Here is a 24,171-nt window from a genome sequence, read left to right on the forward strand (position 1 = left end):
TTACATTCCGAACCCGGAAGCTAAGCCTTTCAGCGCCGATGGTACTGCAGGGGGGACCCTGTGGGAGAGTAGGACACCGCCGAACAAATATTGCAGGAGCCCCGCTCCCGGATCTGATCCGGGAGCGGGGCTCTTTGTGTTTCCGTGTTTCCCGCGTTGGGGTTTCCACACCACGTCTTCCCGCGCGCTCCCGGGATGTGGGCCTGGCTCCCGGGGTGTTTGGGCCTGGCGTGCGAAGAGGGGCCGTTCTCCCGCGGGAGAACGGCCCCTCTTCAGTGGTCAGCGGCGGACGTCGGAGGCGGTGGCGGGAGCCTGGTAGCCGGGGACGTTCGCGGCGCGGGCGAGGTCGATGTCCAGTGCCTCGCGGCGGATGCGCTGGTCGACGTACAGCAGGGAGATGGCGCTCGCGCTGACCGGGAGGGTCAGGGCGGAGGCGATGATGCCGCCGACCGCCGTGATGATGACGGTGGGCCAGTCGGCCGGGCCGTCCGTGGAGAAGAGGCCGCCGTTTCCGTTGCCCACTGCATTGGCGATGGCGGTGAACGCCAGCCCGATGACGAGCGAGACGATCCCCGTGACGAGCGCGACGAGCAACTGCACGCCGACGACCCGCCACCAGGAACCCCTGACGAGTTTCACCGAGCGCTTCACAGCGGCCCTGATGCCCTGCTTCTCCAGGACGAGGGCCGGTGCGGCGAGGCCCCAGAGGACCCACTGCCTGACACAGACGACGGTGGCCGCCATGATGCCGAGGGAGGCGAGCGCGACGCCCCCGTTCTCGGACCCGGACCAGGCGACCAGGGCGCCGGGAAGGACGGCCACCGCGATGACGGCGACGAGCGCGAGGGGCAGCAGCAGCGCGAGGCCGATGAGTTGCGGCAGCCGGGGCCGGGCCTCCTGCCAGGAGGCGCGGAGGGTGACGGAACGGCCCAGCACGGCCCGGCTGACCACGACGGTGAGCAGGCCCGAGGTGAGGATGCCGCCGATCATGCTGGTGAGCATGACCAGGAAGGTCGCTCCTGCGCTGCCGCCGAGCGCGTGCGCGATGTCGCCCAGCGTGGGGTCGGACTCGTTCTTGAGGTCGTCGAGGCGGCCGTCGTCGATCAGATATCTGTTGACCACCGCGTTGATGCCCTCGGTCAGTACGGCGACGCCGAAGACCAGGGCCATGGCCGTGCGCCAGTGGGCACGGAAGGTGGCGAAGGCACCGCTGAGGATCTCGCCTGCGTCGAGCGGGCGCAGCGGGACGACTCCGGGCCGCGGTGCCGCGGGGACGACTGGGGCCCAGCCGATCGGCGGCGGGCCGTAGGAGGGTGCCTGCGGGCCCCAGCGGGGGCCGCCGTGGTCGGGGCCGGGCGCGGGCGGGGGCGTCCACTGCTGACCCCAGCCGCCCTGGCCCGGGCCCGGCTGCGGCGGCACGGGCGCCGCGGGGGGCGCGGACTGCTCGGCCAGGGACGTGGGCAGTGCGGGGCCGGGGACGTCGGGAGTGGCCGAGGCCTGCCATGTGCCGGCCGGGGGCTGCTGCCGCGACCAGTTGCCCGCCGGGGGCGTGGCCGCGTCCGAGCCGGCGTTCTCCGGCGCGCTCGGGGCGTTCACAGCCTCCGGCGTGCCAGGTGCGGCGTCGGATGCGGCGGCCGGGTCCGGGGTTGCGTCGCCGGTGTCCGGCTGCGGTGCGCGAGGTGTGTCGTCGGGGCTGTCGCCGTTGCCCGGTTCCGGAGATCCGGACGATCCGGGCGAGGCCCAGCCCGGAGTGTTGGTCATCGGAGGCTGCCCTTTCGTACGTGCTGGGTGTACTGCCGGTACGCGTGTCCGTACTCGCGCCATCGTGTCACGGGCTGCCGCTGGGCGGACCGGTCAGGGCAGACTGGACGGATGGATGATCACCTCGTGGATTCCGCCTCCGGCCCGGTCCCTGCGCTGCGGTGGGAGGAGCCGCCGGAGGGACCGGTCGTGGTGCTGCTCGACCAGACCCGGCTGCCCCGGGAGGAGGTCGAGCTGGCGTGTACGGATGTGCCGGCGCTGGTGGCGGCTATATGCAGCCTCGCCGTGCGCGGGGCGCCTCTGCTGGGCCTTGCGGGGGCGTACGGGGTCGCGCTCGCGGCGGCCCGCGGCTTCGACGTGGAGGAGGCGGCGGAGCAGCTGGCGCACGCGCGGCCGACAGCGGTGAATCTGGGTTACGGCGTACGGCGGGCGCTGGAGGCCTACCGCGCGGCCGGGCCGGAACGGGCCGCGGCGGCGGCGCTCGCCGAGGCGCGCGCGCTGCACGCGGAGGACGCGGCGGCGAGCACGGAGATGGCGGCGCGCGGGCTGGGCCTGCTGGAGGAGCTGGCGCCCGGCGGGAGCTACCGGATCCTGACCCACTGCAACACCGGGGCGCTGGTCTCGGGCGGGCAGGGAACGGCACTGGGCGTCGTCCTGGCCGCGCACCGTGCGGGCATGCTGCGGCGGCTGTGGGTGGACGAGACGCGTCCGCTGCTGCAGGGGGCAAGGCTGACGGCGTACGAGGCGGCGCGGGCCGGAATGCCGTACACGCTGCTCGCGGACAACGCCGCCGGATCGCTCTTCGCTGCGGGGAAGGTCGACGCGGTGCTGATCGGGGCGGACCGGATCGCGGCGGACGGTTCGACGGCGAACAAGGTGGGGAGTTATCCGCTGGCGGTGCTCGCCCGTTACCACGGGGTGCCCTTCATCGTGGTGGCGCCGTCGACGACGGTCGATCCGGCCACCGCGGACGGCGCCTCGATCGAGGTGGAACAGCGCCCCGGGAGCGAGGTGACCGACCTCGCGGCCTCTCCACTGGGCACCCAGGCCTATAATCCGGCTTTCGACGTCACCCCGCCGGAGCTGATCACCGCGATCGTCACGGAGCACGGTGTGGCGTCACCCGTGACCGCCGCGAGTCTCGTGGCGGTGGGCGCACAGCAGACCGCTCGGTGACGTTCCGTGGGTCGTTCGACGCGGGGCGTTCCGTCCGTTATCCACAGGCTGCATCTGGGGGGCAGCGCAAGCCCGTACAAGCAGGGACAATGGTCGCATAGCGTGACCTTGATCACCAAAGGTCACCAGTATCGATATGCAAATGGGATGATGGTCGGTATGAAGGGACGTGTCCTGGTCGTCGATGACGACACCGCGCTGTCGGAGATGCTCGGCATCGTGCTGCGTGGAGAAGGTTTCGAGCCGTCGTTCTGTGCTGACGGTGACAAGGCGCTTGCCGCTTTCCGGGAGGCCAAGCCGGATCTGGTGCTGCTCGACCTGATGCTGCCGGGGCGGGACGGGATCGACGTCTGCCGGCAGATCAGGGCCGAGTCGGGTGTCCCGATCGTGATGCTGACGGCGAAGAGCGACACCGTCGACGTGGTCGTCGGACTGGAGTCCGGTGCGGATGACTACGTCATCAAGCCGTTCAAGCCGAAGGAACTGGTGGCGCGGGTCAGGGCGCGGCTGCGCAGGGCCGAGGAGCCCACGCCCGAGCAGCTGACCATCGGCGATCTGGTGATCGACGTGGCCGGCCACTCGGTCAAGCGCGACGGGCAGCCGATCGCGCTGACCCCGCTGGAGTTCGACCTGCTGGTGGCGCTCGCGCGCAAGCCGTGGCAGGTCTTCACCCGCGAGGTGCTGCTGGAGCAGGTGTGGGGGTACCGCCACGCGGCGGACACCCGCCTGGTCAACGTGCATGTGCAGCGGCTGCGCTCCAAGGTCGAGCAGGACCCCGAGCGCCCGGAGATCGTCGTGACCGTCCGAGGGGTCGGTTACAAGGCGGGACCGGGCTGACATGCGCGGACCGTACGAGCGTGAGCTGCTGGAGGGCCGGCTCGCGGACCCGATGCGGGGTCTGCTGCCGGTCATCCGCTCGTGCGTGCGCTGGGCACGCCGGCCGCTGCAGCCGGCGTCCCGGCTGTGGCGGCGCAATCTCCAGCTGCGGGTCGTCGCCTTCACCCTGCTGATGTCCGTCGGCGTGGTGCTGCTGCTCGGCTTCGTCGTGATCGGCCAGGTGCGCAACGGCCTGCTCGACGCCAAGGAGAAGGCCTCGGTCAAGCAGGCCATGAGCGGCTTCTCCCTCGTGCAGAACATGGTGGCGCAGGGCGGCCAGGAACTGGACACCACGAGCACCGGCGGAGGCGCGTCCGACAAGCAGATCGACTCCGGGACGTGGATCAACCAGCTGACCCAGCAGTTCGCCAGCGGTGGTAAGGGCGTGTACTGGATCGTCGCGCTCAGCCCCGGTGCGGAGTCCGACTTCCACGGCGGCGACGGCAGCCGGCGCGGAGCGCGGACCTCGGGCAACGTCGTGGCGGACAGGACCATCTCCCCGTCGCTCCAGAAGGCGGTCGAGAAGACCACCGGCGCCATGAAGCAGTACACGACCGTCTACACCGACGACGGGGAGGCGCCGCGGTCCGCGCTCGCGGTCGGCAAGCGCATCACGGATCCGAACGGCAACGAGGTCCAGCTCTACTACCTCTTCGCCTTCGACCAGGAGGAGAAGACGCTCGGCCTGGTCAAGGGCACGCTGGCGACCGCCGGGATCTTCGTGGTGGTGCTGCTCGGTGCCATCGCGTGGCTGGTGACCCGGCAGGTGGTCACCCCGGTGCGGATGGCCGCCGGGATCGCCGAGCGGCTCGCCGCGGGCCGGCTCCAGGAACGGATGCAGGTCTCGGGCGAGGACGACATCGCCAGGCTCGGCGAGTCCTTCAACAAGATGGCGCAGAACCTCCAGGTCAAGATCCAGCAGATGGAGGATCTGTCGCGGATGCAGCGCCGCTTCGTCTCCGACGTCTCGCACGAGTTGCGGACCCCGCTGACGACCGTGCGGATGGCCGCGGACGTCATCCATGACGCGCGCTCGGACTTCGACCCGGTGACGGCGCGCTCCGCGGAGCTGCTGCAGAACCAGCTGGACCGCTTCGAGTCGCTGCTGTCCGACCTGCTGGAGATCAGCCGGTTCGACGCGGGCGCCGCGGAGCTGTCCGCGGAGCCGATAGATCTGCGCGAGGTCGTGCGGCAGGTGGTGGACGCCGCCGAGCCGCTGGCCGAGCGCAAAGGCAGCACGGTGCTGATACGCGGCGACGCGCAGCCGGTTGTGGCCGAGGCCGACCCGCGCCGGGTCGAGCGGGTGCTGCGCAACCTGGTGGTCAACGCGATCGAGCACGGCGAGGGCCGCGACGTGGTCGTGCGGCTCGCGACGGCCGACGGTGCGGTCGCAGTGGCGGTGCGCGACTACGGCGTCGGGCTCAAGCCGGGCGAGGCGACCCGGGTGTTCAACCGCTTCTGGCGGGCCGACCCGGCAAGGGCGCGGACCACGGGCGGTACGGGCCTGGGCCTGTCGATCGCGGTGGAGGACGCGCGGCTGCACGGCGGCTGGCTGCACGCCTGGGGTGAGCCGGGCGGCGGCTCGCAGTTCCGTATGACGTTGCCGCGGACCGCGGGGGACAACCTGCGCAGCTCGCCGATCCCGCTGGAGCCGGACGACTCGCGCCGCAGCCGCGGCCTGAGCGCCTCGGGGGCGTCGGCGGCCGCGGGGGCGCCGACCGTGCCCGCACCGCGCGGTGGTTCGGGCGCGGCCGGCAGCGGGAGCGGCCAGGGGCACCGCAGGGAGGTGGGGCCGGCCAGGCCGCCGCTCGTCCCGCCGATGCCGTCCACCGGGCCCGCACGCCCGCCGACGGCCGATCCGGCAGCCCTGCCGGGCAACGGGGCGCGGGTCGTAGGGCACCGGGAAGCCGTTCGGAAGGACGAGATCTGATGGCACTGCTGGGGGGCCGCGCGGGCCGGGCGGCCAGGGTGGCGCTGCCGCTGTCCGCGGCGCTGCTGCTGGCGGGCTGCGCGTCCATGCCGAGCGGCGGCGAGGTCAGCAAGGTCGACGACAGCCAGCAGGCGGAAGGCGACACGCAGGTGCGGGTGTTCGGCATCCCGCCGCGGGCGCACGAGCAGCCCTGGGAGATCGTCAACGGGTTCCTGGAGGCCACGACCAGTGGCGAGACGGACTTCGCCACCGCCAAGCAGTACCTGGCGGCGGACCTGAAGAAGCGCTGGAAGCCGCTCGCCGGGATCACCGTGCTGTCCACCGTGCCGCGGGCCCTGCCGGTGTCCGACCCGGGCCCGAAGGCGACGGTGGAGACGATCTCGCTGGACAACACGCAGACCGCGAAGGTGGACGCCGGGTACGCCTACCGGCTTTCCAGCGACCTTTTCCACGAGCAGGTCCATCTGGTCAAGCAGAACGGCGAGTGGCGGATCGACGACCTGAACGACGGGCTGCTCCTCTCCGCCGCGGACTTCCAGCGCATATACCACTCGGTGAACATGTACTACTTCGCCGCTCAGGGGTCCGGCGACCGCCAGGGCGGCGGCAGGCAGACGCTGATCGCCGACCCGGTGTATCTGCGCCGGCAGCAGCCCGACGCGCTCTCGGCCACGGTCACCGCGCTCCTCGGCGGTCCCAGCGAGTGGCTGGCGCCCGTGGCCGACACGGCCGCCCCGGCCGGCGCGCGGCTCCACGACGGCCGGACGTCGAGCGTCTCGCTCGACGACTCGCAGCGCCTCCAGGTGCGGCTGGACAAGGTGGACAAGCTGCACGGGGAGGCGTGCCGGCGGCTTGCCGCCCAGATCTTCGCCACCGTGCAGGGCCAGTCGTCGGTGCAGCTCTCCTCGGTGGAGGTGCAGCGCACGGACGGGACCGAGGCGTGCACGATCGGCAGCGGGGAGGCGGGGCAGTACGGGCCGGGCAATCTCGTCGGGGGGACGTCCGCGCAGTTCTACATCGGCTCCGCGAAGCACAACCTGATCGAGAGGCAGGGGGCGAGCACGTCCGGTTACCCGGTGCGCGGGCCGCTCGGTGCCGACAAGGCCAATCTGCTGTCGGTCGCCGTGCGGCGGGACGGGCGGCTGGCCGCCGCGGTGAGGTCCGACGGGCGCCAGCTGGTCGTGGCTTCCCTGGCGGACGGTGCCGCCGTCCAGACGGCCCCGCTCACCAGCGCCGCGCAGGATCCGAGGAACGGGCTGAGCGCGCCGAGCTGGGACGGATTCGACGACCTGTGGGTGGCGGACCGCAACCCGGCGGTCTCCCGGCTGTACGTGCTCCCCGCCGGTACGGGGCAGCCCGTCGCGGTCGGGGTCCCGGAGCTGGAAGGGCGCATCGAGTCGCTGCGGGTGGCCTCCGACGGGCTGCGGATCGCGCTCGTGGTGTCCGAGGGCGGGAAGGACCGGCTGATGCTCGGCCGGATCGACCGCGGCGGCACCCCCGAGCAGCCGCAGTTCGCCGTGCACGACCTCCGTGACATCACCCCGGCCGGCGAGAGCGTCCTCTCGGCGTCCTGGGCCGGTGCGAGCCGGCTGGTGGTGCTCGGCAGCGACTCGGCGGGCAGCGGGCAGCAGATCCAGTGGGTCAGCACCGACGGCTCGGTGTCGCTCGCGACGGACACCATCGGCGAGGCCGACTCGGTGGCGGCGTCGGAGGACCCGGACCCGGCGGCGGTGTCACTGCTCGCCTCGTCCCACGGCAGCGTCTACTGGCAGTCCCCGGACCTGAACTGGAAGAAGGTCACCCCGCCCGGCGCCAGCCCCGTCTACCCGGGCTGAGCGGCCGGCCGGTCGGCCGGAGTCGTCCACAGCCCTCGAAAGAGTGACTGGCAGGGCACCTCCGCGGGCCGTCACAGTGGAGTCATGCGGGGCTGGTGGCAGGAGATCGCCGGGCTGGTGCTCCCGGCGGACTGCGCGGGCTGCGGCCTGCCGCGTACGGAGCTGTGCGAGCGCTGCCGGGGGCTGCTGGGCGGAGCGGCCTCGGTGCGGCGGGTGCGCCCGGTGCCCGAGCCGCCGGGCCTGCCGCCGGTGTGCGCGGTGGCGCGGTACGGCGACGAGGTGCGGGCCGTGCTGCTGGCGCACAAGGAGCGGGGTGCGCTGGGGCTGGCGCGTCCGCTGGGAGGGGCCGTTGCCGCGGCGGTGGCGGGGCTGGGCGTCGCCGGGGCGGTGCTGCTGGTGCCGGTGCCCTCCGCACGGCGGGCCGTGGCGCGGCGGGGCCACGACGCGACCGCGCGGATGGCCAGGGCGGCCGCGGCGGCGCTGCGAGGGCAGGGCACGCCCGCGAGGGCGGCGGCGCTGCTGCGGCACCGGCGGCTGGTCGCGGACCAGTCGGGGCTCGACGCTGCCGGGCGGCAGACGAACCTGTCCGGGGCGGTCGAGGCGGCCGGGAGCGCCGCGGGGCTGCTGGCGGCGGTTCCGGTGGTGCTGGTGGACGACCTCGTGACGACCGGGACGTCACTCAGCGTGGCCGCACGGGCGGTCACGGTGGCGGGCGGACGGGTGGCGGGGGCGGCAGTGGTGGCGGGTGTGGACGTTCACTGAATCCACTCGGATGCGCGTTGTCGCAGGTGGAAGCGGTTGGAGTTCACTCGAACGGAGGGAGGTGGACGCTGCGGATGCCGACTTCTGCACTCCGGGACTATGTTCGGGGTAGAGGGAAGACAGCAGCCGGGGGTGATGATCTTCCTCGTTGGGCAGGAGGAGGTGAAAGCCGCAGCTCCGCGGATCCCGGCCGACCGGGAGGCGGAGCGGCTGCCGACGCAGTGCCGGACGGGACCGGTTTCCCGGCCCGGCCTCAGCGAAAGGGATCGCCGCCGGACGGACGGCGGGGTCCGGGAACGGAGTTCTGCGTGGACATCGTCGTCAAGGGCCGCAAGACCGAGGTGCCCGAGCGGTTCCGGAAGCACGTGACCGAAAAACTGGACAAGATCCAGAAGCTCGACGGCAAGGTGATCAGCCTCGACGTCGAGGTGTCCAAGGAGCTCAACCCGCGGCAGGCGGAGCGCGCGGACCGCGTGGAGATCACGCTCAACTCGCGCGGGCCGGTGATCAGGGCGGAGGCCGCAGCAGCCGACCCGTACGCCGCGCTGGACGTCGCGGTGACCAAACTGGAGGCGCGGCTCCGCAAGGCCGCGAGCAAGCGCCACACGCGCCGCGGAGCGGGCCGGATCCCCGCCGCGGACGTGCCCTCCGTGGTGCCCGACGCCGCGACTCTCAACGGGGACGGGGAGCCGGTCGGCGGCCCGCTCCAGGAGGAGGGCGTGCCGACGCGGCGGATGGCGTCGCTGGAGGTGCGCGGCGACGGCCCGCTGGTCGTCCGGGAGAAGACGCACGCGGCCGCCCCGATGCCGCTCGACCAGGCGCTGTACGAGATGGAGCTGGTCGGACACGACTTCTACCTGTTCGTGGACGCCGACACCAAGCAGCCGAGCGTGGTCTACCGGCGGCACGGCTACGACTACGGCGTCATCCATCTCAACTCCGACGAGGCGATGTCGCAGGCTCCGGGCGGCGCGGGCGGCGCGCTGCGCCGCTGACCGCCGGAGCGTGGCGGCCGCCGAAGGCCGACCGCTCGGTACGGCGCGGCGGTGCCCCCAGGGATCGCCCTGGGGGCACCGCCGCGCCAGGACGTGAAATGCTGGACCGGCAGTTGGGCAACTGCGGTCTGACGGGGAGGGTTTGATGCCGGAATTCGCGCACCGGGCTGCCGGCGGTGGCGACCCCGATCCCGACGCGGACGGCCCGGCGCCCGCCGAGCCGATCCGGGTCCTGGTGGTCGACGACCACGCGCTCTTCCGGCGGGGGCTGGAGATCGTGCTCGCGCAGGAGGAGGACATCCAGGTCGTCGGCGAGGCCGGCGACGGCGCCGAGGCGGTGGAGAAGGCCGCCGACCTGCTGCCCGACATCGTGCTGATGGACGTGCGCATGCCGCGCCGTGGCGGTATCGAGGCCTGCACCTCCATCAAGGAGGTGGCCCCCAGCGCCAAGATCATCATGCTGACGATAAGCGACGAGGAAGCCGACCTCTACGAGGCGATCAAGGCAGGGGCGACCGGCTACCTCCTCAAGGAGATCTCCACCGACGAGGTGGCCACCGCGATCCGCGCGGTGGCGGACGGGCAGTCGCAGATCAGCCCGTCGATGGCGTCCAAGCTGCTGACCGAGTTCAAGTCGATGATCCAGCGCACCGACGAGCGGCGGCTGCTGCCGGCGCCCCGGCTCACCGACCGGGAACTGGAGGTGCTCAAGCTGGTGGCCACCGGGTTGAACAACCGCGACATCGCCAAAGAGCTGTACATCAGCGAGAACACCGTGAAGAACCACGTCCGCAACATCCTGGAGAAGCTCCAGCTGCACTCCCGGATGGAGGCCGTGGTCTACGCGATGCGGGAGAAGATCCTGGAGATCCGCTGACGGGCGGCCCTGCCCGCGGGGCGGCGGGCCCGGCGCCCCGCGGCGGACCGGCTCAGCGGGGGTCGTGGGTGCGCCGGACGGCGGCGGCCAGCGGCTCGCGCAGCGTCTCCGGCAGCACCCGCTCCACCCGCGCCTCCACACAGCCCACCCAGCCCGCCGCCTCGGCGATGGCGTCCGCGGCGGGCTGCACCGCCTTCGGACCGTCCAGCGTCACCTGCCGGGCGACCAGCGTGCCCCCCTCCCGTGCCGGGTCGACCCGGCCCACCAGCTGCCCGCCCGCCAGCAGCGGCATCGCGAAGTAGCCGTGCACCCGCTTGGCCTTGGGGGTGTAAGCCTCCAGGCGGTGGGTGAAGCCGAAGATCCGCTCCGTCCGCGGCCGGTCCCAGACCAGCGAGTCGAAGGGCGACAGCAGCGTCGTACGGTGCCGGCCGCGCGGTTCGGCCGCGAGCGCCGCCGGATCCGCCCACGCGGGCTTGCCCCAGCCCTCGACCTCGACCGGCACCAGGCCCGTACCGTCGATGACCGCGGCGACCTGCTCGCCCTTGAGCCGGTGGTAGTCGGCGAGGTCGGCGCGGGTCGCCACGCCCATGGCGGCACCGGCCTGCGCGACCAGCCGCCGCGTGCACTCGGTGTCGTCCAGCTCGTCGTGCAGCAGCTCGGCCGGGACCGCGCGCTCCGCCAGGTCGTAGACCCGCTTCCAGCCGCGGCGCCGGGTGCAGACCACCTCGCCGGTGTCCAGCAGCCACTCGACGGCGATCTTCGTCTCCGACCAGTCCCACCACGGGCCACCGTTCTTGGCGCCGCCCAGCTCCGTCGACGTCAGCGGGCCGTCGGCCTTGAGGCGGTCCAGCACCGCGGCGCAGGAGCGCTCGGCGTCCGCCAGCACGTGCCAGCGGTGGCCCCGCGCCCGCCGCGCCCGGCGGCGGAAGGCGAAGTGCGGCCACTCCTCGATGGGCAGGATGCACGCGGCGTGAGACCAGTACTCGAAGGCGTGGTCGTCCGACCAGTAGGCCTGCTCCACCGCCTGCCGGCCGACCGCGCCCAGCCGCGCGTAAGGGACCAGCTCGTGCGAGCGGGCCAGCACCGAGATGGTGTCCAGCTGGACGGCCCCGAGCGCGCGCAGCACGCCGCGGGTGCCCGCCCGCCGGTCGGGGGCGCCGAGGAAGCCCTGGGCGCGCAGGGCGATCCTGCGGGCCTCGTCGGCGGACAGGGAGAGCTGGGGAGGCGGCAGCGCTGTCATGGGGGCCAGGCTAGGGGGAGCCACTGACAATCATCCCTGACCTGCGCCGACGCCCTCCCCGGCCGGGACGCGGGCCTGCCGGGGAGGGCGTCCCGCCAAGCCGATCCGCCAGGTCGGGCCGCCGGCTCGGCCCGCCAGGTCAGTCCGCCGGGCGCGCCGGGTCGTACGGCAGGTACGGGGTCGCCGACGCGAGGCCCAGGTCCGAGGGGAGCAGCGCGCCGAACCAGGTGTCCCGGCGGGTGCCGCGCTGGGAGATCTTGGCCCGCTGCGTGCCCTCCATGACGAACCCGAGCCGCAGCGCGACCGCGCGCGAGCCCTCGTTGCCGGCCTCGGCGTACCACTCCAGCCGCTCCACGCCCAGGCTCTCGAACGCCCACCGGCACACCGCGCGCGCCGCCTCGACCGTGTAGCCCCTGCCGCGCTGCTCCTTGGCCGTCCAGTAACCGAGCTCCGCCTGGTGCACGGGGGCGCCCAGCTGCGCGAGCCTGACCAGGCCCATGGAGCTGACCAGGGCGCCGCTCTCGCGGGTGAAGACGCCGAAGTTGTACATCGTGTCGTCCCGCCAGCCCTGCGGGCTGAGCTGCCCGACGAACTCCGCGGCGTGCTCGCGGGTGTACGGCGACGGGACACTCGTCCAGCGCGGGATCTCGGGGTCCTGGCACGCGGCGAACACCGCGTCGGTGTCGGCGGGCTCCAGCTCACGCAGGTACAGGCGTTCGGTGGTCAACGTGACGGACTGCATGGCGGGCGAGCACCTTTCTGTCGGGGGCAGGGCGGCGAACGCGCGCGGGTTTCCCGGGAAGGACCCGGGAAACGGGCCGTACAGGCCGCCCCCCGGCCGAGTATTGCGGGCGATGAAGCGACGGAAAACCGTTTTGCCGCCGCCGGGCCTCCCGGCCTGATGCTCTCCTCGCTTACGATGGCCGTTGCAGCAGGGCCCCGGCAGACAAAACCCCTGCTGTGCCCCGCGCGGCAACCGCGCCAGGCCCGACCGGCAAGGAGCCAGCCTACGTGTCCGTCATCACCAAGATCATGCGTGCAGGCGAAGGCAAGATCCTGCGCAAACTGCACCGCATCGCGGACCAGGTCAATTCCATCGAAGAGGACTTCGAGAGCCTTTCCGATGCCGAGCTGCGGGCCCTCACCGACGAGTACAAGGAGCGGTACGAGGGCGGCGAGAGCCTCGACGACCTGATGCCCGAGGCGTTCGCCACGGTGCGCGAGGCCGCGCGGCGCGTGCTGGGCCAGCGGCACTACGACGTGCAGTTGATGGGAGGCGCGGCCCTGCACATGGGCTACGTCGCCGAGATGCGCACCGGCGAGGGCAAGACGCTCGTCGGCACCCTGCCCGCGTACCTCAACGCGCTGTCCGGCAAGGGCGTGCACCTGATCACCGTCAACGACTACCTCGCCGAGCGCGACTCGGAGTGGATGGGCCGGGTGCACCGCTTCCTCGGCCTGACGGTGGGCTGCATCCTCGCCAACCAGTCGCCCGCCGAGCGCCGCGAGATGTACGCGTGCGACATCACGTACGGCACGAACAACGAGTTCGGCTTCGACTACCTGCGCGACAACATGGCCTGGTCGAAGGACGAACTCGTCCAGCGCGGCCACAACTTCGCGATCGTCGACGAGGTCGACTCGATCCTCGTCGACGAGGCCCGCACGCCGTTGATCATCTCCGGCCCCGCCGACCAGGCCACCAAGTGGTACAGCGACTTCGCGCGCCTGGTGCGCCGGCTGAACCGCGGCGAGGCCGGCGGCATCGGCAAGGAGGAGACCGGCGACTACGACGTCGACGAGAAGAAGCGCACCGTCGCCATCCACGAGTCCGGCGTCTCCAAGGTCGAGGACTGGCTGGGCATCGACAACCTCTACGAGTCGGTCAACACCCCGCTCGTCGGCTACCTGAACAACGCCATCAAGGCCAAGGAGCTCTACAAGAACGACAAGGACTACGTCGTCATGGACGGCGAAGTCATGATCGTCGACGAGCACACCGGCCGTATCCTCGCCGGCCGCCGCTACAACGAGGGCATGCACCAGGCGATCGAGGCGAAGGAAGGGGTGGACATCAAGGACGAGAACCAGACGCTCGCCACGATCACCCTGCAGAACTTCTTCCGCCTCTACAACACGCTGTCGGGCATGACCGGTACGGCCATGACCGAGGCCGCCGAATTCCACCAGATCTACAAGCTGGGCGTGGTGCCGATCCCGACGCACCGCCCGGTGGCGCGTGTCGACCGCCCGGACCTGATCTACCGCACCGAAGAGGCGAAGTTCGCGGCCGTGGTCGAGGACATCGTCGAGAAGCACGAGAAGGGCCAGCCGGTACTGGTCGGCACCGTGTCCGTCGAGAAGTCCGAGTACCTGTCGGCGCAGCTGTCCAAGCGCGGGGTGCCGCACGAGGTGCTGAACGCCAAGCAGCACGACCGTGAGGCGTCGATCGTCGCGCAGGCCGGCCGCAAGGGCGCGGTCACCGTCGCCACCAACATGGCCGGCCGCGGTACCGACATCAAGCTCGGCGGCAACCCCGACGACCTGGCCGAGGCCGAGCTGCGGCAGCGCGGCCTGGACCCGATCGAGCACGTCGAGGAGTGGGCCGCGGCCCTCCCGGCGGCGCTGGAGCGCGCGGAGGAAGCCGTCAAGGCCGAGCACGAGGAGGTCGTCGACCTCGGCGGGCTGTACGTGCTGGGCACCGAGCGGCACGAGTCGCGGCGTATCGACAACCAGCTGCGCGGCCGCTCCGGCCGCCAGGGCGACCCCGGCGAGTCCCGCTTCTACCTCTCGCTGGGCGACGACCTGATGCGGCTGTTCAAGGCGCAGATGGTCGAGCGCGTGATGTCGATGGCGAACGTGCCCGACGACGTGCCGATCGAGAACAAGATGGTCACCCGCGCCATCGCCTCGGCGCAGTCGCAGGTCGAGCAGCAGAACTTCGAGATCCGCAAGAACGTCCTGAAGTACGACGAGGTGCTCAACCGGCAGCGCGAGGTCATCTACGGCGAGCGGCGCCGCGTCCTGGAGGGCGAGGACCTGCAGGAGCAGGTGCAGCACTTCATGGACGACACGATCGACGCGTACATCGACGCCGAGACCAGCGAGGGCTTCGCCGAGGACTGGGACCTCGACCGGCTGTGGGGCGCCTTCAAGCAGCTCTACCCGGTCAAGGTGACCATCGAGGAGCTGGAGGAGGAGGCCGGCGACCGCGCCGGGATCACCGCCGAGTTCATCGCCGAGGCCGTCAAGGACGACATCCACGCGCAGTACGGCGAGCGGGAGAAGACGCTCACCGAGGAGATCATGCGTGAGCTGGAGCGCCGCGTGGTGCTGTCGGTGCTGGACCGCAAGTGGCGCGAGCACCTCTACGAGATGGACTACCTCCAGGAGGGCATCGGACTGCGCGCCATGGCGCAGCGCGACCCGCTGGTGGAGTACCAGCGCGAGGGCTTCGACATGTTCACGGCCATGATGGACGGCATCAAGGAGGAGTCCGTCGGCTACCTGTTCAACCTGGAGGTCCAGGTCGAGCAGCAGGTCGAGGAGGTGCCGGTGCCGGCCGACGTCGAGGACGAGGTGCCGTCGCTGACCAAGGAGCGCCCGGAGATCCGCGCCAAGGGCCTGGAGGCGCCCAAGCGCGCCGACCGGCTGCACTTCTCCGCGCCGTCCGTGGACGGCGAGGGCGGTGTCGTCGAGGGCGAGTTCGCCGGTGCTCCCGCGGACGCCGCGCCGGCGGCCGAGGACGGCACGACGCGCGCCGAGCGGCGCAAGGCAGCCAAGGGCGGGCGGCGCCGCAAGAAGTAGCCGCGAGGCTGCCACGACCGCCGGCCGGGGGCCGGGTCCCGCGAGGGCCCGGCCCCCGGCCGCGTCATGCCGCCTCCACGGCGGTGCAGCGCCAGCGTTCGGGCCCGTAACCGGTGGCGGCGTCCGGCCCGCCGGCCTCCAGCCGGAAGGCCAGCGCGCGGAAGACGTCCCGGTCCAGGCACACCACGGCGCAGACCTCCAGCGCCCCGCCGGGCGTGCGGAAGGGGTAGCAGCGGTACACGAAGGGGGTACGGCCGCGGGCGCCGCGCGGGCGCCAGTCCGAGCGCCGGGAGTGCAGCTCCCACAGCCGCTGGTACGCCTCGTCGCGGACCTTGCCGGCCAGCATCGTCAGCGGCTGCCGCCCGGTCAGGACGTCGAGCAGGCGGCCGGCGAACCAGTCGTGCGGCGACTGCGGGCGCAGCACCCCGCCCGGGACCCGGCCCGCGGGCGGCCGTCCGGCGGGGCGACGCGGGTCCCTGCGGCCGGGCGGTGCCGCGCCCGCACCCCCGGGCCTGCGGGGCGGCGCACCGGCGGCAGGGCGCGGGGTGGAGGCGGCGGGCTGGTGCGGTGGCTGCGACACGGTGGCTCCCCAAGATCGTTACCGGCTGGTAGTCCGGTTCTAGGGGGCGCCCCGGCGGGCGGGCAAGCTCGTCCGGCGCTGCGCGAAGCCGGCACGGAATTCACCTATCAGGCTGGTTGCGCACGTATGCTTCACGCCATGCGCGTCTATATTCCGACGACCATTGCGGGACTCGCCGAGGCGTACAAGGCGGGCGAGGTGGGGCCCGCGCCGATCGACGCCTTCGCGGTGACGCCGAGCCTGCGCGAGTGGTACGTCTCCGACGACATAGAGGAACTGGAGTACGCGGCGCTGACCAGGGCCGCCCAGGCGTCGCTGCGGCTGCTGGCCGTCCACCCCGACCTGCCGCGCCGCCGTACCGTCGTCGCCGTGGACGTGCCCGACGCGGCCGTGCGTTTCGACCCCGACCGCGGGCTGGACCCGGCCGCGCTGGGCGAGGTGCGGCTGAGCCGCCCGGTGCCGCTGTCCGACGCGGCGGCCGTCCACCTGGACGCGGACGAGGCCGAGGGCGACGTGTCCGCCGCCGCGGCCGCGCTGGGCGCTGCGGACGCGGGGGACGACGACGCGCAGTTCACGGTGGACGGTGCCGAGGACCACGAGCTGCTCTGGTACGCGACGCAGGAGATCCCCAACCTGATCGGGTGAACGGCCGGTCCGCCCCGCGGCCGATCACCCGTATGTGCGTACCGTCCGACAGTCGGGTCGGCGGGTGGTCGTACTGTCGGGACGTCGGGACGTCGGGAGGTCCGACCGTCCCTCTGCCAGGTGTTCGGAACGTCGCACCGCGGGCGGAGTTGTCCACAGGCCGTGGGACGGGGTGGGGGCCCACGCGAGTACGGTTCATTCCATGAGCACGCATCTCGTATGGGACTGGAACGGAACCCTTCTCCACGACATCGACGCGGTGATCGAGGCCACCAACGCCTCCTTCGCAGAGATCGGCCTGCCTCCGATCTCCCTCGACCGTTACCGCGAGCTGTACTGCGTGCCCGTGCCCCGGTTCTACGAGCGGCTCATCGGCCGGCTGCCCTCGGACACCGAGTGGGAGGTCATGGACAGCACCTTCCACCGTCACTACTGGCGGCTCGCGGAGTCCTGCAGCCTCGCAGAGGGTGCCGCCGAACTGCTCGCCGCACGGCAGGCGGCGGGGCTGACGCAGTCGCTGTGCTCGCTGGCGCCGCACGCCGAACTGGTGCCGTTCGTCGCCTCGTACGGCATCACCGGGCGCTTCCTACGGGTCGACGGCCGGATGGACTCCTCGACGGCCGGCAAGTCCGAGCAGATGGTCCGCCACCTCCGCTCGCTCGGCGACGTCGACCCGCGGCAGGTCGTGGTGATCGGCGACGCCCTGGACGACGCGGCCGCCGCCGCGCATGCGGGCGCGCATGCCGTGCTCTACACCGGGGGATCGCACAGCAGAGCGGCCCTGGAGGCTTCAGGGGTGCCGGTGGCGGACACCCTGGCCGAAGCGGTCGAGCTGGCCGAGCGAATAGCCTCCTGACGGATCACCGCAGGTCGGGGCCCTGTCGAGGCGGCATTCTGTCCATCAGGGCCAAAGGTGGCCGGTGTATTTGTACGAAGACGTCGCCTGACAGCCCTCCCGGGCGGAGCGATAGCCTGGACGCCGTGATCACTGGTGATCCGTTCTCCAGGGGCGGGTTCGTGCCGAAGCGCACGACCGACCCCTTTCCCGGCATAGCGTCGTCCCGTAGCGGAAACCCCGCGTACCGGTACGTCGTGCCATCAACCGACGTCACGCAATGGCGCGCGACAGGAGTCAGAGGACATGCAGAGCAAGCTGGACGAAACCAAGGCCGAGCGGCTGGCGCAGGCGGCGCAGGTCGGTGAGCACAGCCAGCAGGGGAGGCTGCCGGGCCAGGGACTCGACGCGGAGGCCCTGAGCGCGTTCCTCCAGCGGTACTACCTGCACAGCGCACCGGAAGACCTGGTCGACCGCGATCCGGACGACATCTTCGGCGCGGCGCTGTCGCACTACCGGCTGGCCGAGGTACGCCCGCAGGGCACCGCGAACGTCCGGGTGCACACCCCGACGGTGGAGGAGAACGGGTGGCAGTGCAGCCACACCGTCGTCGAGGTGGTCACCGACGACATGCCCTTCCTCGTGGACTCGGTGACCAACGCGCTGACGCAGGCCAACCGCGCGATCCATGTGGTGGTCCACCCGCAGTTCACCGTCCGCCGGGATCTGACGGGCAAGCTGCTGGAGATCCTCCCCGCCGGCACGGAGCCGGAGGCCGGGGGGCTGCCGCACGACGCGCTGGTCGAGTCCTGGATCCATGTCGAGATCGACCGCGAGACCGACCGGGCCGATCTCCAGGAGATCACCGCCGATCTGCGCCGGGTGCTGTCCGACGTGCGGGAGTCCGTCGAGGACTGGGCCAAGATGCGGCAGGCCGCGCAGTCCGTCGCCGACGAGCTGGCCGCGAGTCCGCCCCCGCTGCCGAAGCGGGAGATCGACGACGCGCTGGAGCTGCTGCGCTGGCTCGACGGCGACCACTTCACCTACCTCGGCTACCGCGAGTACGAGCTGGTCACCGAATCCGCCGGGGACACCGGCAGCGAGGACGTGCTGGTCGCCGTGCCGGGGACGGGCCTGGGCATCCTGCGCTCCGACCCGCAGCACCCGCAGGCCGACAGCACCCACCCCGGCCATCCGGGGCACCCCAACTCCCCGTCGTTCAGCCGGCTTCCCGCCGACGCCAGGGCCAAGGCCAGGGAGCCCAAGCTGCTCATCCTGACCAAGGCCAACAGCCGCTCCACGGTGCACCGCCCGTCGTACCTGGACTACGTCGGGGTGAAGAAGTTCGACGCCGAGGGCAATGTCGTCGGCGAGCGGCGCTTCCTGGGGCTGTTCTCGTCGGCCGCCTACACCGAGTCGGTACGGCGGGTGCCGGTGGTCCGCCGCAAGGTCGAGGAGGTGCTGGCGGGCGCCGGCTTCTCCGCCGACAGCCACGACGGCCGCGACCTGCTCCAGATCCTGGAGACCTACCCGCGCGACGAGCTGTTCCAGACGCCGGCCGAGACGCTGCAGTCCATCGCCACCAGCGTGCTCTACCTCCAGGAGCGCCGCAAACTGCGGCTGTTCCTGCGGCAGGACGAGTACGGCCGCTACTTCTCCGCGCTGGTCTACCTGCCGCGGGACCGCTACACCACCGCGGTGCGGCTGCGGCTGACGAACATCCTCCAGGAGGAACTGGGCGGCCACAGCGTCGACTTCACCGCCTGGAACACCGAATCGGTCCTGTCCCGGCTGCACTTCGTGATCCGCATCGACCCCGGCGGCTCGCTGCGCGAGCTGACCGACGCCGACGTCGAGCACATCGAGAACCGGCTGTCGGAGGCCACCAGGTCCTGGTCCGACGGCTTCGCCGAGGCGCTGACCGCCGAGTGCGGCGAGGAGCGGGCCGCCGAGCTGATGCGCCGCTACGGGCAGGCCTTCCCCGACGGCTACCGCGCCGACTTCCCGCCGCGGGTGGCGGTCGCCGACCTCCAGCACTTCGAGCACCTCGGCGAGGACGACTTCACCCTCAGCCTCTACGAGCCCGTCGGGGCCGCGCCCGAGGAGCGCCGCTTCAAGATCTACCGCACCGGGGCGCCGGTGTCGCTGTCCGCGGTGCTGCCGGTGCTCCAGCGGCTCGGTGTCGAGGTGGTCGACGAGCGCCCCTACGCGCTGCGCCGCGCCGACGGGTCGCGGGTGTGGGTCTACGACTTCGGGCTGCGGCTCGACCCCGCGCTCGGCGACCTCGGGGAGGACGCCCGCGAGCGCTTCCAGGAGGCCTTCGCCGCCGCCTGGACCGACCGCGCGGAGAACGACGGCTTCAACTCGCTGGTGCTGCGCGCGGGCCTGGACTGGCGGCAGGCGATGGTGCTGCGGGCCTACGCCAAGTACCTGCGGCAGGCCGGGTCGACCTTCAGCCAGGACTACATGGAGGACACCCTCCGCACCAACGTCCACACCACCCGGCTGCTGGTCAACCTCTTCCAGGCGCGGCTGTCGCCCGACCACCAGCGGGCCGGCAGCGAGCTCACCGACGGCATCCTGGAGGAGCTGGACGGCGCGCTCGACCAGGTCGCGAGCCTCGACGAGGACCGCATCCTGCGGTCGTTCCTCAGCCTGATCAAGGCGACGCTGCGCACCAACTACTTCCAGCGTGCCGACGACGGGCAGCCGCACCGCTACCTGTCGATGAAGTTCGACCCGCAGGCCATCCCCGAACTGCCCGCGCCCCGGCCCGCGTACGAGATCTGGGTGTACTCGCCGCGGGTGGAGGGCGTGCACCTGCGCTTCGGGAAGGTCGCGCGCGGGGGACTGCGCTGGTCCGACCGCCGGGAGGACTTCCGCACCGAGGTGCTGGGCCTGGTCAAGGCGCAGATGGTGAAGAACACCGTGATCGTGCCGGTCGGCGCCAAGGGCGGCTTCGTCGGCAAGCGGCTGCCCGACCCGGCCGCCGACCGCGACGCATGGCTCGCCGAGGGCATCGACTGCTACCGGACCTTCATCTCCGGCCTGCTCGACATCACCGACAACCTGGTGGCGGGCGAGGTCGTCCCGCCGCAGAACGTGGTGCGGCACGACGGCGACGACACGTACCTGGTGGTGGCCGCGGACAAGGGCACCGCGTCCTTCTCCGACATCGCCAACGAGGTGGCGATTTCCTACGGCTTCTGGCTCGGCGACGCCTTCGCCTCCGGCGGCTCGGTCGGCTACGACCACAAGAAGATGGCCATCACCTCCTCCGGCGCCTGGGAGTCGGTCAAGCGGCACTTCCGGGAGATGGGCGTCAACACCCAGGAGGAGGACTTCACAGTCGTCGGCATCGGCGACATGTCCGGTGACGTGTTCGGCAACGGCATGCTGCTGTCCGAGCACATCCGGCTGGTCGCCGCCTTCGACCACCGGCACATCTTCCTGGACCCCGATCCGGACGCCGCCACCTCCTACGCCGAGCGGCGCCGGCTGTTCGACCTGCCCCGCTCCAGCTGGGCCGACTACGACACCTCGGTCATCTCGACCGGCGGCGGCGTCTACCCGCGCACGGCCAAGTCCATCCCGGTCAGCGCCGCCGTGCGGGCGGCCCTCGGCATCGAGAAGGGCCCGGGCGTGGCCAAGCTCACCCCGGCCGAGCTGATGAAGGCGATCCTCCAGGCCCCCGTCGACCTGCTGTGGAACGGCGGCATCGGCACGTACGTCAAGGCCTCCACCGAGAGCCAGCTCGACGTCGGCGACAAGGCCAACGACGCCATCCGCATCGACGGCGCGGACCTGCGGGTCAAGGTGGTCGGCGAGGGAGGCAACCTGGGCTTCACCCAACTGGGCCGGATCGAGTTCGCCCGCTCCGGCGGCCCGGAGGGCACCGGCGGCCGGATCGACACCGACGCGATCGACAACAGCGCCGGGGTGGACGCCTCCGACCACGAGGTCAACATCAAGATCCTGCTCAACGGCCTGGTGACCGACGGCGACCTGACGGTCAAGCAGCGCAACACGCTGCTCGCGGAGATGACGCACGAGGTCGGCAACCTGGTGCTGCGCAACAACTACGCGCAGAACGTCGCGCTCGGCAACAGCATGGCGCAGGCGAGCAGCCTGCTCCAGGCGCACCAGCGGTTCATCCGGCGGCTGGTGCGGGACGGCCATCTGGACCGGGCACTGGAGTTCCTGCCCACCGACCGGCAGATCCGGGAGCGGGCGAGCGCCGGGCAGGGCCTCAGCGAGCCGGAGATGGCGGTGGTCCTCGCCTACGCCAAGATCACCACGGCCGACGAGCTGATCGGGACGGGCCTGCCCGACGACCCGTACCTGCGCGGGCTGCTGCACGCGTACTTCCCCGTGCCGCTGCGCGAGCGCTTCGCCGCGCAGATCGACGCGCACGCGCTGCACCGCGAGATCATCACCACGCTGCTGGTCAACGACACGATCAACACCGCCGGCACGACCTTCCTGCACCGCTTCCGGGAGGAGATCGGCGCGACGACCGAGGAGATCGTGCGGGCGCACACCGCGGCCCGGACGATCTTCGGGCTCAGCACGATCTGGGACGACGTCGAGGCGCTGGACAACCAGGTGGCCGCCGACGTCCAGACCCGCATCCGGCTGCACTCGCGGCGCCTGGTCGAGCGCGCCACCCGCTGGCTGCTCAACAACCGGCTGCAGCCGCTGCAGATCGCCGAGACCATCGACCACTTCGAGGACGGGGTGGCCGCGGTCTGGTCGCAGCTGCCGAAGCTGCTGCGCGGCGCCGACCTGGAGTGGTTCGACACCGTGCACGGCGAGATGACCGGCAGCGGGGTGCCGGAGGACCTGGCCACCCGGGTCGCCGGGCTGTCCTCGGCCTTCCCGGCGCTGGACATCGTGGAGGTCGCGCACCGCAGCGGCAAGGAGCCGCTGGACGTGGCGGAGGTCTACTTCGACCTCGCCGACCGGCTGCAGATCACCCAGTTGCTCGACCGGATCATCCTGCTGCCGCGCTCGGACCGCTGGCAGTCGATGGCCCGCGCCGCCATCCGCGAGGACCTCTTCGCGGCGCATGCGGCACTCACCGCCGACGTGCTCTCCGCCGGGGACGGCGTGGCGACCCCCGAGCAGCGCTACCAGGCCTGGGAGGACCAGAACTCCGGTCTGATCGGCCGGGCGCGGACGACCCTGGAGGAGATCCAGGGCGCCGAGGAGTTCGACCTGGCGAGCCTGTCGGTGGCGATGCGCACCTTCCGCACGCTGCTGCGCACGCACCGCTGAGCCGGACCCCCGTAGGGTCCCGCCCCGGGGCGGGACCCTACGGGGCGATGCGGAAGAGGCGTTCGCCGGTGCGCGGGGAGGCCGCGACCCGGGTGACGCCGTGCGGGGCCGGGCGGTCGGCGGGGAGCAGCAGCCACCGTGCGCCGTAGCGGCGGGCGATCGCCGAGCGGCGGGCGGGGGTGGTACCGCGGGCGAAGTACGTGCGGACGTCGGCCCAGCGGCGGTCCCGCTCGGCGGCCGGGGTGGACGGGTCGGGCCAGGTCGGGGCGGCGAGGAAGAGGCCGTAGGCGGGCAGCACGTGCAGCGGCACATTGCCGTCCGTCAGGACGGTGTCGCCGACCGGCACCCGGTCCACGACCCAGCGGTAGTCCGGCCAGCGCGCCGGATGCGGGGTCGCGGCGGGCAGCCAGCTCTGCGGCACCACCGCGCCGACCTGGGCGAAGAGCGCGAAGCCCAGCGCCACCGCGGCCAGCGGGGCGAGCAGCGCCCGCAGCCGGGTCCACGGCGGCGCGGCCGCCAGTTCCACCGCGAGCGCGAACTGCGGCGGGACGAGCAGCAGCCCGATGACCCGCCCGTAGGTGTAGTGCCCGCTCATCCAGCCGTATCCGGCGAGGACGGCGTCGGCGGCGAACATCAGCACCAGCGGGTCGCGCAGCCGCCGCCGCGCCCGCAGGGCCAGGGCCGGGAGGCCGGCCAGGGCGAGGCCGTACCACTGCCAGGGGTGGGTGTAGAGGCGGCGGTGCACCGCGTCCACGGTCGTGTCGCCGGCCAGCGCGAAGACGTCGAAGTACGGCCACGCCGCCGCGGCCGCGACGCCCGCCGCCGCGGTGAGCCCCCAGCGCAGCCACACCGCGCGGGACAGGCCGCGCTGCCGCCCCGCCACGGTCGCCGCGATGCCGACGGCCGCGCCGAGCGCGGTGATCGGGTGGATCAGCAGCAGCGCCCCGCCCGCCGCCCCGAGCCCCGCGTGCTGCCACCACGAGCCGCCGCGCCGCGCCAGCCGGTCGGTCCAGGCCCACAGCAGGAAGGTCACCCCGACGGCGAAGGTGCTCGGGTACGAGGCCCCGCGGGTCAGCGACCACACCCCGCAGAAGCCGCTCCACTCCTTGCCGCGCACCCCCCACAGCAGCGTGAAGGCGAGCAGGGCCCAGACCGGCGCGAGGCGGCGCGTGCTCAGCGTCCGGGCGTACGCGCCGACGCCCGCGACGAGCACCGCCAGGTTCAGCGGCCCCGCCCAGCGCACCGCCTCCCACCCGGCCGCCCCGGTCAGCCGTGCGGCCAGCCCCAGCGCGACGACGTACGGCGAGTAGTACGGGCTCCCGGCGCCGGACTCGTCCAGCAGCGGGTTCGCCGGGTGCCACGGGTCGTCCCGTACGCGCTGGACGGCGGAGGCGTGCTGCCCGAAGTCCGACATCACCGGCGTGTGCCATGCCACCACCGCGACCAGCAGCCAGAACGCGCCGCCGGCCAGCGCGTACGGCGACGGCCGCCACGCCAGCACCCGCGGCGCGACCGCGACCCGCGCCTCACCCGTCACCACTCACCCCCGCCCCGGGCGCGGCCCCGACCCCGCGC

The 24,171-nt window shown here is 72.4% G+C and carries 16 protein-coding genes and 1 rRNA gene; 12 read left to right on the top strand and 5 right to left on the bottom strand.

Features of this window, described 5'->3' with window-relative positions; translation table 11 throughout:
• Window positions 1–85 (top strand): 5S ribosomal RNA (rrf, locus tag IH54_RS42160); the annotation flags it as partial.
• Between the two features lie 194 nt (window positions 86–279).
• Here rrf and IH54_RS0136085 read toward each other — a convergent pair.
• Window positions 280–1,761, bottom strand: coding sequence for a hypothetical protein (locus IH54_RS0136085; protein ID WP_031525274.1), 1,482 nt, complete (start codon window positions 1,759–1,761; stop codon window positions 280–282).
• Between the two features lie 111 nt (window positions 1,762–1,872).
• Between IH54_RS0136085 and mtnA the strand changes: the two genes are divergently transcribed.
• The 7 genes from mtnA to IH54_RS0136120 all read left to right on the top strand — a co-directional run bounded on the left by mtnA (window position 1,873) and on the right by IH54_RS0136120 (window position 10,212).
• Window positions 1,873–2,937, top strand: a complete 1,065-nt coding sequence (gene mtnA / locus IH54_RS0136090; protein ID WP_052398243.1) for an S-methyl-5-thioribose-1-phosphate isomerase — start codon at window positions 1,873–1,875, stop codon at window positions 2,935–2,937.
• Window positions 2,938–3,084: 147 nt separating this feature from the next.
• Complete coding sequence (gene mtrA, locus IH54_RS0136095; RefSeq protein ID WP_106966605.1) at window positions 3,085–3,774, top strand: MtrAB system response regulator MtrA; 690 nt, start codon at window positions 3,085–3,087, stop codon at window positions 3,772–3,774.
• A 1-nt stretch (window position 3,775) separates the two neighbouring features.
• Complete coding sequence (gene mtrB / locus IH54_RS40720) at window positions 3,776–5,743, top strand: MtrAB system histidine kinase MtrB (protein ID WP_052398244.1); 1,968 nt, start codon at window positions 3,776–3,778, stop codon at window positions 5,741–5,743.
• On the top strand, window positions 5,743–7,578 hold the full coding sequence (locus IH54_RS0136105; protein WP_031525277.1) for an LpqB family beta-propeller domain-containing protein: 1,836 nt from the start codon (window positions 5,743–5,745) through the stop codon (window positions 7,576–7,578). Before mtrB ends, IH54_RS0136105 begins: the two co-directional genes overlap by 1 nt.
• Window positions 7,579–7,662: 84 nt before the next feature.
• Entirely contained in the window at window positions 7,663–8,340 is a 678-nt protein-coding gene (locus tag IH54_RS0136110) for a ComF family protein (RefSeq protein ID WP_031525278.1), read from the top strand.
• Window positions 8,341–8,648: 308 nt separating this feature from the next.
• Entirely contained in the window at window positions 8,649–9,335 is a 687-nt protein-coding gene (gene hpf, locus IH54_RS0136115; protein ID WP_031525279.1) for a ribosome hibernation-promoting factor, HPF/YfiA family, read from the top strand.
• A gap of 145 nt (window positions 9,336–9,480) precedes the next feature.
• Window positions 9,481–10,212, top strand: a complete 732-nt coding sequence (locus IH54_RS0136120) for a response regulator transcription factor (protein ID WP_031525280.1) — start codon at window positions 9,481–9,483, stop codon at window positions 10,210–10,212.
• Window positions 10,213–10,264: 52 nt separating this feature from the next.
• Here the strand turns inward: IH54_RS0136120 and IH54_RS0136125 are convergent, their stop codons facing one another.
• Window positions 10,265–11,452, bottom strand: a complete 1,188-nt coding sequence (locus tag IH54_RS0136125) for a winged helix-turn-helix domain-containing protein (RefSeq protein WP_043183233.1) — start codon at window positions 11,450–11,452, stop codon at window positions 10,265–10,267.
• Between the two features lie 139 nt (window positions 11,453–11,591).
• Window positions 11,592–12,194, bottom strand: coding sequence for a GNAT family N-acetyltransferase (locus tag IH54_RS0136130; RefSeq protein WP_031525282.1), 603 nt, complete (start codon window positions 12,192–12,194; stop codon window positions 11,592–11,594).
• 269 nt (window positions 12,195–12,463) lie between these two features.
• On the opposite strand from IH54_RS0136130, the gene secA reads away from it, so the two are divergent.
• Window positions 12,464–15,259, top strand: coding sequence for a preprotein translocase subunit SecA (secA, locus tag IH54_RS0136135; protein WP_031525283.1), 2,796 nt, complete (start codon window positions 12,464–12,466; stop codon window positions 15,257–15,259).
• Window positions 15,260–15,323: 64 nt separating this feature from the next.
• On the opposite strand, the gene IH54_RS0136140 is transcribed toward secA, so the two are convergent.
• Window positions 15,324–15,839 (bottom strand): Rv3235 family protein, encoded by a 516-nt coding sequence (locus IH54_RS0136140; protein ID WP_078862783.1) that lies wholly within the window; start codon window positions 15,837–15,839, stop codon window positions 15,324–15,326.
• A 138-nt stretch (window positions 15,840–15,977) separates the two neighbouring features.
• On the opposite strand from IH54_RS0136140, the gene IH54_RS0136145 reads away from it, so the two are divergent.
• The 3 genes from IH54_RS0136145 to IH54_RS0136155 all read left to right on the top strand — a co-directional run bounded on the left by IH54_RS0136145 (window position 15,978) and on the right by IH54_RS0136155 (window position 22,596).
• The gene (locus IH54_RS0136145; protein ID WP_031525285.1) at window positions 15,978–16,484 is read left to right on the top strand and encodes a DUF6912 family protein; all 507 of its coding nucleotides are present in this window, start codon (window positions 15,978–15,980) and stop codon (window positions 16,482–16,484) included.
• A 202-nt stretch (window positions 16,485–16,686) separates the two neighbouring features.
• Entirely contained in the window at window positions 16,687–17,340 is a 654-nt protein-coding gene (locus IH54_RS0136150) for an HAD family hydrolase (RefSeq protein ID WP_031525286.1), read from the top strand.
• A gap of 285 nt (window positions 17,341–17,625) precedes the next feature.
• A complete protein-coding gene (locus IH54_RS0136155) occupies window positions 17,626–22,596 on the top strand; it encodes an NAD-glutamate dehydrogenase (protein WP_031525287.1) in 4,971 nt (1,656 codons plus the stop codon).
• Window positions 22,597–22,633: 37 nt separating this feature from the next.
• On the opposite strand, the gene IH54_RS0136160 is transcribed toward IH54_RS0136155, so the two are convergent.
• Complete coding sequence (locus tag IH54_RS0136160; protein ID WP_234344213.1) at window positions 22,634–24,133, bottom strand: hypothetical protein; 1,500 nt, start codon at window positions 24,131–24,133, stop codon at window positions 22,634–22,636.
• Between the last annotated feature and the right edge of the window lie 38 nt (window positions 24,134–24,171).

Origin of the sequence: Streptomyces sp. NRRL F-5123, from assembly GCF_000721495.1 — a bacterium.
GTDB lineage: Bacteria > Actinomycetota > Actinomycetes > Streptomycetales > Streptomycetaceae > Actinacidiphila.